The following is a 15,167-nucleotide window of genomic DNA, read 5'->3' as shown; positions in this document are numbered from 1 at the left end:
CCATTGCAAAATAGCGCAAAGAACGACCGTGGCCCGACCAAAGATTACGATACAAATGGACAAGCGAGGAATTGACGAGGATCCCGATATGCTGCCCTTCCTGGGATTGGAGGACGGCGACGAGGAGCTGGTAGACGGCGATACCCCGAGCCCCATCCCCATTCTGGCCCTGAAGAACGCCGTCCTGTTTCCCACCATCGTCACGCCGATCAACATCGGACGTGACCGCTCCATCAACGCCGTGAACAAGGCCGCGGAAAGCAACCGGCTGGTGGCGGTCTTCGCCCAGCGCGACCTCAATGTGGAAGAACCCGAGGTGAAAGACCTCTACGAAGTGGGTACCCTGGCCCGCATCCTAAAAATGCTGCGCATGCCCGACGGCAGCCTCACCGCCGTGCTGCGGGGCGGGCAGCGGGTGCGCCGCACCTCCATCACCCAGGAAACCCCCTACATGGCCGGCACCATCGAGCCGCTGGAGTACGGGGAGCCGACCGAGGAAATGACCTTCCAGGCCACCGTCGACAGCATCCGCGACATGGCGGTGCGGGCCGTGGAGCTGAGTCCCAACATCCCCACCGAAGCGCGGGTGATGCTGGACAACATCAACCGGCCCAGCCAGCTGCTGAACTTCATCGCCAGCAACCTCAACGCCGAGATGAAGGCCAAGCAGCAGTTGCTGGAGACCAACGACCTGGCCAAAAAGGCCGAAGGCGTGCTGAATGAACTCCGGCGCGAGCTCCACATCCTGGAACTGCGCGACCAGATCGAGAACAAGACCCGCGGCGACATCGAGCAGCAGCAGCGGCAGTACTTCCTGAACCAGCAGATCAAGGCCATCCAGGACGAGCTGGGCGAAAACCCCAACGACCAGCAAATCAGCGAACTCGAGGCCCGCGCCGAAAAGAAGCAGTGGCCCAAGGAAGTGGCCCAGACCTTCGACCGCGAACTGGTGCGCCTCAAAAGGATGAACCCTCAGGTGGCCGAGTTCAGCGTGCAACTTTCCTACCTGGAAATGCTGCTCGACCTGCCCTGGCAGGAATACACCGAAGACAACTTTGACCTGAAGTCGGTCGCCCAGGTGCTCGACAACGACCACTACGGGCTGGAAAAGATCAAGGACCGCATCCTGGGCCACCTGGCCGTGCTGAAACTGAAGGGCGACATGACCGCCCCCATCCTGATGCTGCTGGGCCCTCCGGGGGTCGGCAAGACGAGCCTGGGCAAAAGCATCGCCCACGCCCTCGGCCGCAAGTTCGTCCGCATCAGCCTCGGCGGCCTCCACGACGAAAGCGAGATCCGCGGCCACCGCAAGACCTACATCGGCGCCATGCCGGGCCGTATCGTACAGTCGCTCCGCAAGGTGGGCAGCGCGAACCCCGTCTTCATCCTGGACGAGATCGACAAGATCGGACAGAGCCACCGCGGCGACCCCTCCTCGGCCCTGCTGGAGGTGCTGGACCCCGAGCAGAATTCGACCTTCCACGACAACTACCTCGACCTGGACGTGGACCTGAGCAAGGTGCTCTTCATCGCTACGGCCAACAGCCTGCAGTCCATCCAGCCGGCCCTGCGCGACCGGATGGAGATCATCCGCCTCAGCGGCTACTCCACCGAGGAGAAACTGGAAATCGCCAAGCGCCACCTAGTACCGAAGCAGCGGGAAGCCCACGGCCTGAAGGCCCGTCAGGTGAAGATCCCCGTCACCACCCTCCGGGAGGTGATCGACGGCTACACCCGCGAAAGCGGCGTACGCTCCCTGGACCGGCAGATCGCCGGCCTGATGCGCCACGCCGCCAAGGGCATAGCCATGGAAGGGGAGGAAACGGTCAAGATCGACAAGGGCAGCCTGGAGGACGTACTCGGGCCCCGGATCTTCGAGCGGGAGCCCTATCGCGTGGGCAACCAGCCCGGCATCGCCATCGGCCTGGCCTGGACCCAGGTGGGCGGCGAAATCCTCTTCGTGGAAGCCAGCCTGAGCCCCGGCAAGGGCAGCCTGCAGCAGACCGGCAACCTGGGTACCGTGATGAAGGAAAGCGCCACCACGGCCCGTTCCTACCTGCGGGCCAACGCCGCGGCCATCGGCATCGAGCAGGAGGCGCTGAAGTCGCAGGACCTCCACCTCCACGTTCCGGAGGGCGCCACGCCCAAGGACGGTCCCAGCGCGGGCATCACCATGCTCACCGCCATGGCCAGCGCCTTCACCAACCGCCCCATCCGGCCCTACTTGGCCATGTCCGGCGAGATCACCCTGCGGGGCCGCGTCCTGCCCGTCGGCGGCATCAAGGAGAAACTGCTGGCCGCCCGCCGCGCCGGCATGAAGCAGGTCATCCTGAGCCGCTCCAACGAACGCCACGTCCGCGAAGTGGAGGAGCGCTACCTGAAGGGGCTGGAAGTCAGCTACGTAGACAATATGCTGGAAGTGCTGGAACTGGCCCTGATGCCGGCCGAAGACGACAACTCCCGCGATAAATAATTCGTTAACATCTGCGAGGCACCCAACCCCGGCCGCCACCGGGGCGTCCTTTATCGCGACTCACGTTCCCCCCGCTTATGAAGTACCTGTTCTTTCTCCTGCTCTGTTTTGGCTTCTCGACGGCGGCCCGCGCCCAGTTGGTCGACCAACACGGTGAGCCGCTGGTACAGTTCTCGGGGATGGTGCTCGACGGGACCAACAGCCAGTTGCAGCCCGTGCCCTACGCCACCGTACTGATCAAGAACGACGGCCGCGGCACCTACGCCAACCTGGAAGGGTTCTTCAGCATCGTGGCCCACAAGGGGGATACCATACTGTTCAGTGCCCTGGGCTATGACGACGTGGAGTTCGTCATCGACCCGGAACTGGAGGACGACAAGTACAGCCTGGTGCAGCTCATGACCTACAACGCCATCGACCTGCCCGAGGCCGTGGTCTTCCCCTGGCCCAGCCGCGAGCACTTCAAACTGGAATTCCTGGCCATGGACGTCACCCCCGAGCTCCAGACCCGCGCCTCCGAGAACCTCTCGGCCGACAAGCTGGAACGGCTGCAGGAAACCGTACCCCGGTCCGGCGCCGAGAACAGCAGCTACTACCTGCGGCAGCAGGCCCGGCAGACCTACTACATCGGCCAGAAGCCCCCCATGAACATCTTCAGCCCCATCGCCTGGAAGCAGTTCTTCGACGGCTGGAAGCGGGGCGATTTCAAGCGCAAGGACGACTAGCCCGGCGCCCAGCAACCTCTGCCCGCGGCCCGCTGTTAGCTAGCCATGCCACCAGTAAAAAGCCGCGGCGGAACTGCAGAGGAAAGGACCTGGCGTGACCAGCTCACGGCCCTCCGGAACATTCCCCCCTTCTTCCGGCTGATCTGGAAAACGAGCCCCTCGCTGACGGTGACCAACATCGTCCTGCGGGTGCTGCAAGCGGCCCTGCCTACGGCGATCCTCTACGTCGGCAAACTCATCATCGATGAAGTGCTGCTCATCATCGACGGCACCGGCAGTACCACCTTCCTGTGGAAGATGATCGCCCTGGAGCTCGTCCTGGCCCTGGCCTCCGACCTGCTCAGTCGCGGCATTAGCCTCGTCGATAGCCTGCTGGGGGACCTGTACACCAACCAGACCAGCGTCGACCTGATGCGCCACGCGGCCATCCTCGACCTCTACCACTTCGAAGATTCGGAGTTCTACGACAAGATGGAACGCGCCCGCCGACAAACCACCGGCCGGTCCACCCTGATCTCCCAGCTGCTGGCCCAGTTCCAGAGTACGGTTACCCTGGTCGTGCTCGGCGTCAGCGTGGCCGCCTTCAACCCCTGGCTGATCCTGCTGCTGGTGGTGGCCGTCATCCCCAGTTTCGTGCAGGAGAACTACTTCAACCAGCAGGTGTACAGCCTCACCCGCAGCTGGACGCCCGAGCGCCGCGAACTCGACTACCTGCGCTACATCGGCGCCAGCGACATCACCGCCAAGGAGGTGAAGATCTTCGGGCTGGCGGATTTCATCACGGAGCGGTTCCGGGAACTGTCGATGAAGTACTACCACGTCAACCGCAAGCTGGCCATCCGCCGGGCGGGGTGGGGGGCTTTCTTCAGCGCCGTGAGTTCGCTTACCTACTACGGCGCCTACGTGCTCATCATCTTCCAGACCATCAACGGCATCATCACGGTGGGGTCGCTGACCTTCCTGGCCGGAGCCTTCCGCCGCATGCAGACCGGGCTACAGACCATCCTTTCCCGCTTTGCCACCATCGGCGAGAATGCCCTTTACCTCCAGGACCTTTTCGACTTCTTCGCCATCCGGCCCAACATCGCCGACCGCAAGGGGGCTATCCCCTTCCCGGAAACCGTCAGGGAGGGCTGGGAATTTCAGAACGTCAGCTTCAAGTACCCCAACAGCGAGAACTACGCCATCCGCAACCTTTCCTTCCGCCTGCCCGCCGGGGAAAAGGTGGCCCTGGTAGGGGAGAATGGTGCCGGTAAAACCACCCTGGTGAAGCTGCTGGCCCGACTGTACGAACCCTCCGAAGGCCGCATCCTGCTCGACGGCCGCGACCTGCGGGAGTACGAGATCTCTTCGCTGCGGGATAACGTGGGCGTCATCTTCCAGGACTTCTTCCGCTACCAGATGACCGCCCGGGAAAACATCGTCGTCGGCCGCGTGGAGGAGAGCGACAACGAGGACCGCATCACCGACAGCGCCCGCAAATCCCTCGCCGAAGAGGTGGTGGAATCCCTCCCCGATGGTTACAACCAGCTGCTGGGCCGCCGCTTCGCCAACTCCGTCGACCTCAGTGGCGGACAGTGGCAGAAGATCGCCCTGGCCCGTGCCTACATGCGCGACGCCCAGTTGCTCATCCTCGATGAGCCCACCAGCGCCCTCGACGCCCGCGCCGAATATGAGGTGTTCCAGCGCTTCACCGCCCTCATCCAGGGCAAGACCGCCGTCCTGATCAGCCACCGCTTCAGCACCGTCCGCATGGCCGACCACATCCTCTTCCTCGAGTACGGCGGACTGGTAGAAGAAGGCAGCCACGAAGAACTCATCGCCCTCGGAGGACGCTACGCCGAGCTCTTCGACCTGCAGGCCGCCGGCTACCGCTAATGTGTACAGTACGTCAGTCCAACAGTGCGATATAGCTACGGTACCCTTAGGGCAGCGCGATAATTGTTTTTCATTTAGTTGGGGTGCATTATGATCAGGCAATAGAATGACAGAGGCACTGCCCTGGAATACTACCTACTGAAAGACTACCATACTGCCGTACTACTATACTGCGATACTGCCGTACTAGATTACCGCTTCTTCTTATTAATCTGAAAAGCAGCAGAGATCAGACTAAGGTGGGAAAAGGCCTGCGGGAAATTCCCCAGTTGCTCCCCGTGCAGTCCGATTTCCTCGCTGAGCAGTCCCAGGTGATTGGCGTAGCCCAGCATCTTTTCGAAGACGACCGTAGCCTTGTCGAGCTGTCCGATGCGCGCCAGGCATTCCACGTACCAGAATGAGCAAATGGCAAAGGCCCCCTCGTCGCCCTCCAGCCCGTCCGCCGCCCCGTGCTCGAGCTTGTAGCGGAAGATCAGTACGTCGGCCGATAGGTTCTCCTCAATGGCGTTGAAGGTGCTGATCCACCGGGGTTCCTGGCTGCTCACGAAGCGCAGCAGGGGCATCAGCAGGGCGCTGGCGTCGAGCACGTCGCTGCCCTTGTACTGCACGTAGGCCTGGAGGTCCTCGTTCCAGTAGCCGTCGTAGATCTCGGCGTAGATATCGTCGCGGACCTTGCGCCACTCCTCGTAGGGGCAGGGCAGGCTGCGGTCGTCGGCGATCTTCATGGCGCGGTCGATGGCTACCCAGCAGCAGACGGCTGAGTGGAGGAAGCGCTGCTTGCCGCTGCGGACTTCCCAGATGCCGTGGTCCTTGTCGTGCCAGTGCTCTACCACGTACTCCACCAGTACCACGATCGACTGCCAGAAGGCGTGGGTGATGCTGCCGCCGGCCTTGTTGTAGAGGTAGATGGTATCGATGAGCTCGCCGTAGATGTCGAGCTGCTTCTGGTTGTAGGCCCCGTTGCCGATCCGCACCGGCCGGCTGCCGTGGTAGCCCTCCAGGTGTTCCAGCGTCTCCTCCTCCAGATTTGTCTCCCCGTCCACGGCGTACATCAGCTGCAGGTGGTGCATGCACTTGTCGCGGATCCAGTCCATGAATTGCTCCGCCTCATGGGTATAGCCCAGCCGCAGAAAGGCGTACATGGTGAAGGCCGCATCGCGGATCCAGGTGTAGCGGTAGTCCCAGTTCCGGGGGCCGCCCATCTTTTCCGGGAGCCCGAAGGTGGCCGCCGCGATGGTGCTGCCATAACGGGCGGAGGTCAGCAACTTCAGCGCCAGGGCGGACCGCAGCACGGCTTCTCGCCATACGCCGTCGTAGTGGCATTTGGCCGACCAGTCCGTCCAGTACCTGCGGCACTCGTTAAAGCAATTCATCCAGTCCAGGTCGAAGTCGATGCCCTCCTCCAGGGTCAGGATGAAGTCGATGTTGTCGTCCTGGTGGAGGTCGATGATGCCGCTCAGGCCCTCATCCGTAATTTCCAGGTCCAGGTCGCAGAGCAGCAGCATCGTGGGTTGCTTCCCCTCCGGGTCGCGCAGTCGGTAGCCGCGCCCGCCGGGGTTCTTTTCGGCGATGACGCCCGCCTTGCCGTAGTTGTAGCGGGGGGCCACCTTCACCCGAACGCGGTGGTGACCGTAGACGCCCTTGAGGCGGCGGAAGACCGCGAAGTCCCGCTCCCCCTCCACGATGGGCATGAAGTCGGTAAGCTCGGCGATTCCGTCTTCGCCCAGGAAGCGGGTGATCAGGATATTGGTGCCCGGCAGGTAAAGTTGTTTGTTCTGTACGCCCTCGGTCACGCATTCAAAGGCGAAGAAGCCCCCCTTGTCGGCGTCCAGGATGCGGCCGAATACCGTAGGCGAGTCGAAACGCGGCAGGCACATGAAGTCGATGCTGCCCGTCACGCTCACCAGGGCCGTGGTGTGGAGGTTGCCGATGATGCCGTGCTCGGCGATGGGGAGGTAGCGGTCCGGGTAGGTAAAGGGGGAGGAGCTCATTGACTGCTTCAACGGCGAATTCCCCGGGGGGTTTAGAAATCGGGGCGCCGGAGCGCGGGTGCCGGAATTCCAGGAGGAAAGCCCCCGGCGGCCGGCCTCCTCCGCCGGACCCCGGCACCGGCGCGCCGCCGCCCGAACTACGGAAAATAACGTTTTGTTAAGTGTGTACGACAAGCGCGGCTTGGGGGGAGGCGCGTCTAGCGGGTGTCCATACAGTGAAAGTATTCCCTTAAGACCAGTCCATCCGATGAAAACCATATACCTCAGCCTGCTCGCCGCGCTACTGTCGCTGCCGCCCGCCCTGACGGGCCAGGGATTCAACTCCTTCGGCCAGAATAAACCGAACTACGAAAACTTCGAGTACGACGTCTACCAGTCGCCCAACTTCGAGCTCTATACCTACATCGACAACGAAGAGTGGCTGAAGAACTTCCTCAACGACAGTGAGGAGTGGTACCGGGTGCACCAGCTGGTGCTGAAGGATACCATCGACTTCAGGAACCCGATGATCATCTACGCGAACCACGCGGACTTCCAGCAGACCAACGCCATCAGCGGCCCCATCGGGTCGGGCACCGGCGGGGTCACCGAAGCCTTCAAGAACCGCGTCATCCTGCCCGTGGCCCATACCAACGCCCAGACCCACCACGTACTGGGCCACGAGCTGGTCCACGCCTTCCAGTACGATATGGTGATCCGGGGCGACAGCACCAGCCTGCGCGACCTGCAGAAGCTGCCCCTGTGGATGGTGGAGGGACTAGCCGAATACCTCAGCATCGGCTCCGTGGACCCCTTCACTGCCATGTGGATGCGCGACGCCGTGCTGAACGACGACGTGCCCAGCCTGAAGGACCTGAGCCGCGGCCGCTACTTTCCCTACCGCTACGGCCAGGCCTTCTGGTCGTTCGTCACCGGCCTGCACGGCGATGACGTGATCAACCCCTACTTCCGGGCCACCGCCAAGTGGGGACTGGAGCGGGCCACCGAACTGGTGCTGGGCTACGAATTCGACGACTTCAGCAAGCTCTGGGAAGACGCCCTGCGCAAGACCTACGCCGAGCAGATCGGCGACGCCAAGACCGACCGCTTCGTGGGCAAGGAACTGGTGGGCCCCGGCAACAACGGCGGCCGCATCAACGTCTCGCCCGAGATCAGCCCGAACGGCAAGTACATGATCTACCTCTCGGAGCAGGACCTGTTCAGCATCGACCTCTTCCTGGCCGACGCCCGCACCGGAGAGAAGATCCGCAAGATTCGCACCTCCTCCCTGAAGAGCCACGTCGACGAGATCAGCTACATTGAGAACAGCGGTACCTGGAGCCCCGACAGCAAGCAGTTCGCCTACGTGGCCGTGAGCAAGGGACAGAATATCCTGGTCATCGCCGACGTGGAAAGCGGCAAGGCTGAGCGGGAGATCCGCGTGGAGGACCTGCCTGCCTTCACCTTCCCGAGCTGGTCGCCCGACGGGGAATCCATTGTGGTATCCGGACTGGTGGAAGGTCAGACCGACCTCTTCGCCATCAACGTGCGCAGCGGCCGGGCCACTCAGCTGACCAACGACATCTACAGCGAGATTCACCCCAGCTGGTCGGCCGACGGCCAGACGATCTACTTCAGCACCGACGCCCGTGGCATGCAGCTGAAGGAGCGCCCCCACGGGGCCCTGCGCTTCAACCTGGCCGCCCTGGACGTGGCTTCCCGCGAGAGCCGCGAGATCAAGGTCTTCCCCGGCGCCGATAACCTGAACCCCGTAGAGGGAGCCGACGGCAAGCTGTACTTCCTGAGCAACCGCGACGGCTTCCGCAACATCTACCGCTACGATCCGGCTACGGATGGCGTGGAGCAGATGACCGACCTGCTCACCGGCGTATCGGGCATCACCCACTACGCGCCGGCCATGAGCATCGACCGCAGCAACAACCGGCTGATCTACACCTACTTCAACCAGAACGGCTACAAGCTTTACGGCACCATGGTCAAGAACATGGAGGCCAAGCCCGTGAGCAAGGACTCCGTCGACCTGACCCCGGCCACCCTGCCGCGGCTCAACCGCCGCGCCGCCCTGATCGTGGACGAGCTGCTGACCAACATGGACAAGGAGGACGTGATCGCGCTGTCCGACATCACCCGCCAGGAGTACAAGCCCAAGTTCAAGCTCGACTACGCCAGCGGCGGCGCCGGAGCGGGAGTGGGTGCCAACCAGGTATTCGGCACCACCTCCGGACTGGCCGGCGGCGTGCAGTTGCTCTTCAGCGACATCCTCGGCAACAACCAGCTGTTCACCTCTTTGAGCATGAACGGCGAGATCTCCGACTTCGGCGGCAGCGTAGCCTGGGTGAACCGCAAGACGCGGCTCAACTACGGCTTCAGCCTGAGCCGCATCCCGTACCGGAATTTCGGGACCATCGCCCCCTTCATGGATTCCCTGCAGGTGAGTGAAGACCAATACGTCAACCTCATCAACGCCCCCTACATCATCAGCCGCCTGTACCAGAACCAGGTGGGGGCCTTTGCCTCCCTGCCGTTCAATACCAACCTGCGGCTGGAGGGCAGTGTAAGCGCCAGCCACTACAACAACCGGGTGGACGAATACGCACGCTACTTCAACCCCGTGACCGGCTTTCCCATCAATGCCCCCGTACAGCCCGAGCGTCGCCGCGATCTGGAGAGTGAAAGCTTCAGTCTGGTGAACGGCGGTCTGGCCCTGGTGGGCGACAATGCCGACTTCGGCCTAACCGCCCCGATCCGTGGCCACCGCTTCCGCCTGGGGGCCGACCAGTACCTCGGGGAGTTCAACTTCACCGCGGTGAACGCCGACTACCGCCGCTACCTCTGGTTCGGCAAGGGTGCCCTGGCCTTCCGCAGCCTCCACTACGGTCGCTACGGTCAGGGGGGTAATGACCTCTTCCCCCTCTACGTGGGCAGCCCCTGGTACATGCGCGGCCTCAGCGCCAACAAGGCGGTGAGCGCCCTGGACGCCGCCGGCCGGAACATCAACGAGCTGATCGGCAGCAAGCTGCTGATCACCAACCTGGAACTCCGCATCCCCTTCACCGGCCCCGAGCAGCTGGCCCTCATTAAGTCGAAGTTCCTGTTCAGCGACCTGAACCTGTTCATCGACGGTGGACTGGCCTTCACCGAGTTCAGCCAGTTCAGCGGTCCGCAGTATACCCTGGACAAGGACGGGGAGATCATCGTCAACCCCGCCACCGGCGAGCCCTTCGTGGTGCGGCCCGGGGTGCAGCCCATCTTCACCGCCGGGGTGAGTACGCGGGTCAACGTCTTCGGACAGATCGTCGTCGAACCCTACCTGGCCCGCCCGCTGATCCAGGGCGGCAGCTGGAACTTCGGCGTGAACCTCCTGCCGGGCTGGTAAGATGCCCGATCCAGCGGATGGCCAAACAAGCCGCCGGCTTCCCCAGGGGAGCCGGCGGCTTGTCATTTGGGGTAGGGACGGATCGCTGACGGCAGGATTTCCGGGCTGGTGTATCTTGCTGAAGCCACCAACCCCTTCCCCTTTGTTCCGGCACCTCCTGCTTCCCTTCTGCTGCTTCTTATTGCTCACTACCGGCTGTCAACCGGGCACCGTACCGGCATCCGACCCTTCCGGACCAGCCACCTCCGGTAACCCTATTTTCCCGGGCTGGTACGCCGACCCCGAAGCGGTGATCTTCGGTGATGAGTACTGGATCTTCCCGACCTATTCAGCGGACTACGACCAGCAGCTCCACCTAGACGCCTTTTCCTCTCCCGACCTGGTCAACTGGACCAGGCACGACCGGATTCTGGATACCTCCATAGTACCCTGGGTCCGGCAGGCCATGTGGGCACCCGCGGCCATCGAGAAGGACGGCCGCTACTACCTTTTCTTCGCTGGTAATGATGTGCAGCGGCCGAGCCGGCCGGGCTGGGACCCCGACAACGACATCAACCACCACGGCGGCATCGGCGTGGCCGTAGCGGACCACCCCGCCGGCCCCTACCGCGACCACGTGGGCGGGCCCCTGCTCGACACCTTCTACCACGACGCCCAGCCCATTGACCAGTTTGTCTACCGTGGTGAAGATGGTGCCCATTACTTCTACTACGGCGGCTGGGGGCACTGCAACGTGGGCCGGCTGAACGAGGACTTCACCGGCTTTCTGCCCTGGGACGACGGACAGCTCTTCCACGACATCACGCCGGAGAACTACGTCGAAGGCCCCTTCCTCTTCCGGCGAAACGGCATCTACTACCTCATGTGGTCGGAAGGGGGATGGACGAATGCCACCTACAAGGTCGCCTACGGGATGGCGGATTCTCCCCTGGGGCCCTTCCCCCGGCAGGGCACTATCCTGGAGGCGGATACCACCATCGCTACCGGGGCGGGGCACAACAGCGTGATCCGCGTACCGGAGACCGACGACTGGTACATGGTGTACCACCGCCGGCCCATTCCCAACGAAGACCGCGATCACCGTGTCACCTGCATCGACCGGATGTACTTCAACGAGGACGGCACCATCCGTCCGGTGCAGATGACCTTCACCGGAGTGGAGGCCCGCCCGCTGTCGCAGGAGCAGTGACGACCCTCCCCAAATCTGCCAGCAACATTTGCCACGGCCGGGAACTATGCCGCGCCGGCACTGGTTGCATATGCCAAATTATCCCGCTGGATTCTATGAAACCTTGCACCCGCGTACCCGCCCTCCTGCTCCTCCTCGTGCTGCTTGTCGCCTGCGATAACCGCGACCCGAACGACTACCTGCCGGCGAACCGGATCAGTGGGGAAGCCATGGGCAGTTATTACCGGATCACCTACCTGGGCGACCGCGTCGGCGGGCTGCAGGAGAGCGTCGACAGCCTGCTGGAAGCCTACAATCTGGAACTTTCACCCTGGGAAGAGGAGAGCACGATTACCCGCTTCAACCGCAGCGACACTGGGGTGACGCTCGCCGGCACCCACCACTTCGTTCCCAACCTCGAACTGGCGGCGGAGGTGGTCCGGGCCACCGAAGGTGCCTACGACCCCACGGTAGCCCCCCTGGTCACGTACTGGGGGTTCGGGACGGCCGACAAGCGGAAGACTACCGTGGTCGATACCGCCGAACTGAACGCCATCCGCAAGCTGGTAGGCTTTGAACTGATCCGCTACGACAGCGGGTTCCTCCACAAGGAACTGCCCGGGGTAGCCCTGGACCTGAATGCCAGCGCGAAGGGCTACGGCGTCGACCTCATCAGTGAGCTGCTCACGGAGCTGGGGCGGCCCAATCACCTCATCGACATCGGCGGAGAAATGCGGGCCGGGGGGACCAAGAACGGCCGCCCTTGGACGGTGGCCATCCGGCTGCCCGAAGAGGATGCCCGCCAGGTGGCCGCCGCCGGAACCCTGCCCCTGGAGAATGGCCGGGCCATCGCTACCAGCGGTAACTACCTGAATTACTACAAGGTGGACGGGGAAACCTACAGTCACACCATCAACCCCCGCACCGGATACGTGGAACGCAACCGCCTGCTCAGCGCCAGTATCCTGGCCGACGATTGCGCCACGGCCGACGCCTACGCCACGGCCTGTATGGTGCTGGGCCCCGATCGCGCCCTTCAACTGATCGAGCAGCATCCGGAAATGGACGGGTATTTCCTGGTGCGAGGCACGAACGACTCATTGGAGATCCGGGCCACGGCCGGACTGCGGGAAAAGTTAGAGGAAGGCTAGGAGAGCAATTCCAGAACAATACCCCCCGAAAAGCAGAAGGCACGCCTGACCAAAGTCGGCGTGCCTTCTGCATGTAGCGGGGCGGGGTTTTACACCCGTACGATCCAGCCGTGGGGGTCTTCGACCTTGCCGGCGCGCAGTCCGTCGATGTAGCGCTTCAGCATGGGCCCGATCTTGCGGCCCTCGACGGGGGGCAGGGTCATGAGCTTATCCTTGTACTGCAGTTCGGAAACGTGGCTGACCACGGCGGCCGTACCGGCGCCAAACATTTCCTGCAGGGTGCCGGCCTCGGAAGCGGCGACCACTTCGTCGATCTCGATCACCCGCTCGGTAACGGGGATGCCCCGGTCCTTGAGAATCTGGATAAACATCTTGCGGGTGATGCCCTTCAGGATCGCTCCGTCGGTGGCAGGGGTGATCACCTCTCCGTCGATGACGAAGAAGATGTTCATGGTGCCTACCTCCTGGATCTGCTTGCGGTTGGGGCCACCCATCCAGACGACCTGATCGAAACCGCGCTGCTGGGCCAGGTGGGCGGGCAGCAGGGAACCGGCGTAGTTGCCGGCGGCCTTGGCCTCTCCGGTGCCGCCGGGGACGGCGCGGACGTACTCCTGCTCCACCACCAGTCGTACCGGCTTGGCGTAGTAGGGGCCTACGGGGGCAGTGAATACACAGAAACGGTAGGATTCACTGGGCCGCACGCCGATGAACTCATCGGTGGCGTACATATAGGGGCGGAGGTACAGGGCACTGCCCTCGGTGGGTGGGATCCAGTCCTTGTCCAGGGCCACCAGCTGGCTGATGGCTTCGACGAAGCGGTCCTCGGGGAACTCGGCCATCATCATGCGGCGGGCACTGGCGTTGATGCGCTTGGCGTGCTCGTCGGGACGCAGCAGCAGGGGGGTGCCGTCCTCGTGGAGGCTGGCCTTCATGCCCTCGAATACGGCCTGGCCGTAGTGGAGCACCATGCTGGCGGGGTGCATGGTAAAGTGGCCGAAGGGAATGATGCGGTCGTCGGTCCACTCGCCGTCACGGTAGTCGCTGACGAACATGTGATCGCTGAAGATCTTCCCGAAGGGAAGGTCATTGAAGTTTACGGTATCCAGGCGCGACTGCTGAACGCGCTCGACCCGGATGGAACTGGTAGTGGTGGTCATTGGGGCACTATTTGGTGTAAAGGTAAGACAAGCAGAAATGTACGGTCTACTTTTGGATGTACCATCCGCCCTCACCCCGACCAGGACAACCGGCTGACCAAAAGGGCTACCTTTGGCCCATGCTACCCTTTAATCTGATCGGACAGCCGGAGCGTTCCGACGCCCTGGCCAGGCTCTCGCCCGCCCGCGACCTGCCCCTCCTGGTGGTCTACTACGGTGAACTCTCGCGCCGCGCCTTCCTGCAGCGCATCCTGGCCGCGGCCGGCTACCGGGACCCGGGCACCGAACTCCACCTGCTGGAATGGCCCCTGGATCAACCACTGGACCTGGCCGGGCTGGTCCGCGAACTGGCCGTCACGAAGGTGATCCTCTTCGGCTACGATCCCGGCCGACTGGGGCTCCACTTCGAAGTGGCCAATTACTTCCCCCTTCAGCTAGGCGGCGTCCGTTACCTGCTGGCCGACAGCCTCGAATTCATCGAGCAGACCAAGGAAGCCGGCGACAGCCGGGCGGCGGGGGCGTTGTGGAACGCGGTAAAGCAGGGCTTCACGAGAAAACAGTAACCCATCCGCCCAAAAGCCGGAACCGTAGAGTGAATCGGGGGTAGGGTAGAACACCCTCCCGGGGTATAGGGGGCATTTCCTATTTTCCCCTCAAATAAACCTGATCCATGACTAAAGGGAATATCGATATCGCCTTACTCGTCCTCCGCCTCTGGTTCGGCCTGGAAATGGCTTTCGGCCACGGGCTGGGCAAAATGCTGAAAATATTCGCTGGCGACTTCAAATTCGGTGATCCGCTCGGACTGGGCCCCGCTACCAGTTTGGTATTGGCCGGGTCGGCGGAGTTCATTGCCGGTATTCTCATCGCCGTCGGCTTCTTCACCCGCCTGGCTACCGTTCCCTACATCTTCACCATGCTGGTGGCGGCCTTCCTGGTGCACTACGCGGGCGGAGATCCCTGGGGCCGCGTCGCTACCCCGCTTCACTATGCGGTAGCGGCCACGGCCATCCTGATCGCCGGCCCGGGGCGGTATTCACTGGACCATAAGCTGTTCGTGGAGAAGGTGCGGTAGGGGGAGCTTGCTGCGCTTCGCTCGTTAGAATTGCTCGCTACGCTCGCTGGTTAGACGCGCTTCGCTGGTTAGACGCGCTTCGCGCTGGTTAGAATCGCTTGCTTTGCTCGTTCGTCAATGGCGGATGTAAGAATCACGATCGTGCTGTGGTTAGTCTCCTGGTAGCGGGCGTG

10 protein-coding genes are annotated in these 15,167 nt (G+C 62.8%); 8 read left to right on the top strand and 2 right to left on the bottom strand.

What is annotated here, in order from left to right; genetic code table 11:
* Positions 1 to 55: 55 nt before the first annotated feature.
* The 3 genes from lon to CGL56_RS05685 all read left to right on the top strand — a co-directional run bounded on the left by lon (position 56) and on the right by CGL56_RS05685 (position 5,076).
* Positions 56 to 2,473, top strand: coding sequence for an endopeptidase La (gene lon / locus CGL56_RS05695; protein WP_099105571.1), 2,418 nt, complete (start codon positions 56 to 58; stop codon positions 2,471 to 2,473).
* Between the two features lie 77 nt (positions 2,474 to 2,550).
* Positions 2,551 to 3,198 carry a carboxypeptidase-like regulatory domain-containing protein gene (locus tag CGL56_RS05690; protein WP_099105570.1) on the top strand — a complete coding sequence of 216 codons (648 nt, stop codon included), beginning with the start codon at positions 2,551 to 2,553 and terminating at the stop codon, positions 3,196 to 3,198.
* 45 nt (positions 3,199 to 3,243) lie between these two features.
* Positions 3,244 to 5,076, top strand: a complete 1,833-nt coding sequence (locus tag CGL56_RS05685) for an ABC transporter ATP-binding protein (protein WP_099105569.1) — start codon at positions 3,244 to 3,246, stop codon at positions 5,074 to 5,076.
* A 191-nt stretch (positions 5,077 to 5,267) separates the two neighbouring features.
* On the opposite strand, the gene CGL56_RS05680 is transcribed toward CGL56_RS05685, so the two are convergent.
* Positions 5,268 to 7,067, bottom strand: coding sequence for a glycoside hydrolase family 15 protein (locus CGL56_RS05680; RefSeq protein ID WP_099105568.1), 1,800 nt, complete (start codon positions 7,065 to 7,067; stop codon positions 5,268 to 5,270).
* A gap of 247 nt (positions 7,068 to 7,314) precedes the next feature.
* Here CGL56_RS05680 and CGL56_RS05675 point away from each other — a divergent pair, with 247 nt between their 5' ends.
* From CGL56_RS05675 to CGL56_RS05665, 3 genes are all read left to right on the top strand, one after another.
* Positions 7,315 to 10,443, top strand: a complete 3,129-nt coding sequence (locus CGL56_RS05675; protein WP_099105567.1) for a PD40 domain-containing protein — start codon at positions 7,315 to 7,317, stop codon at positions 10,441 to 10,443.
* Between the two features lie 142 nt (positions 10,444 to 10,585).
* Complete coding sequence (locus tag CGL56_RS05670) at positions 10,586 to 11,632, top strand: glycoside hydrolase family 43 protein (protein WP_209280337.1); 1,047 nt, start codon at positions 10,586 to 10,588, stop codon at positions 11,630 to 11,632.
* 95 nt (positions 11,633 to 11,727) lie between these two features.
* Positions 11,728 to 12,762: an FAD:protein FMN transferase gene (locus CGL56_RS05665; RefSeq protein WP_099105565.1), complete on the top strand. Its 1,035-nt coding sequence runs from the start codon at positions 11,728 to 11,730 to the stop codon at positions 12,760 to 12,762.
* 89 nt (positions 12,763 to 12,851) lie between these two features.
* Here the strand turns inward: CGL56_RS05665 and CGL56_RS05660 are convergent, their stop codons facing one another.
* The gene (locus CGL56_RS05660) at positions 12,852 to 13,919 is read right to left on the bottom strand and encodes a branched-chain amino acid aminotransferase (protein ID WP_099105564.1); all 1,068 of its coding nucleotides are present in this window, start codon (positions 13,917 to 13,919) and stop codon (positions 12,852 to 12,854) included.
* A gap of 119 nt (positions 13,920 to 14,038) precedes the next feature.
* Here CGL56_RS05660 and CGL56_RS05655 point away from each other — a divergent pair, with 119 nt between their 5' ends.
* Positions 14,039 to 14,482, top strand: coding sequence for a hypothetical protein (locus CGL56_RS05655; RefSeq protein WP_099105563.1), 444 nt, complete (start codon positions 14,039 to 14,041; stop codon positions 14,480 to 14,482).
* A gap of 107 nt (positions 14,483 to 14,589) precedes the next feature.
* A complete protein-coding gene (locus CGL56_RS05650) occupies positions 14,590 to 14,994 on the top strand; it encodes a DoxX family protein (RefSeq protein WP_099105562.1) in 405 nt (134 codons plus the stop codon).
* The last annotated feature ends 173 nt before the right edge of the window (positions 14,995 to 15,167 follow it).

The sequence above is a fragment of the Neolewinella marina genome (genome assembly GCF_002631205.1).
In the GTDB taxonomy this organism is placed as follows: domain Bacteria; phylum Bacteroidota; class Bacteroidia; order Chitinophagales; family Saprospiraceae; genus Neolewinella; species Neolewinella marina.
This window is presented reverse-complemented; position numbering and strand designations above follow the sequence as displayed.

What these genes read in the sequence shown, in the direction of transcription:
- CGL56_RS05665 (WP_099105565.1), top strand. Translation starts at nt 11,728, where the DNA reads ATGAAACCTTGCACCCGCGTACCCGCCCTCCTGCTCCTCCTCGTGCTG.
- CGL56_RS05650 (WP_099105562.1), top strand. Translation starts at nt 14,590, where the DNA reads ATGACTAAAGGGAATATCGATATCGCCTTACTCGTCCTCCGCCTCTGG.
- lon (WP_099105571.1), top strand. Translation starts at nt 56, where the DNA reads ATGGACAAGCGAGGAATTGACGAGGATCCCGATATGCTGCCCTTCCTG.
- CGL56_RS05655 (WP_099105563.1), top strand. Translation starts at nt 14,039, where the DNA reads ATGCTACCCTTTAATCTGATCGGACAGCCGGAGCGTTCCGACGCCCTG.
- CGL56_RS05690 (WP_099105570.1), top strand. Translation starts at nt 2,551, where the DNA reads ATGAAGTACCTGTTCTTTCTCCTGCTCTGTTTTGGCTTCTCGACGGCG.
- CGL56_RS05675 (WP_099105567.1), top strand. Translation starts at nt 7,315, where the DNA reads ATGAAAACCATATACCTCAGCCTGCTCGCCGCGCTACTGTCGCTGCCG.
- CGL56_RS05680 (WP_099105568.1), bottom strand. Translation starts at nt 7,067, where the DNA reads ATGAGCTCCTCCCCCTTTACCTACCCGGACCGCTACCTCCCCATCGCC.
- CGL56_RS05685 (WP_099105569.1), top strand. Translation starts at nt 3,244, where the DNA reads ATGCCACCAGTAAAAAGCCGCGGCGGAACTGCAGAGGAAAGGACCTGG.
- CGL56_RS05660 (WP_099105564.1), bottom strand. Translation starts at nt 13,919, where the DNA reads ATGACCACCACTACCAGTTCCATCCGGGTCGAGCGCGTTCAGCAGTCG.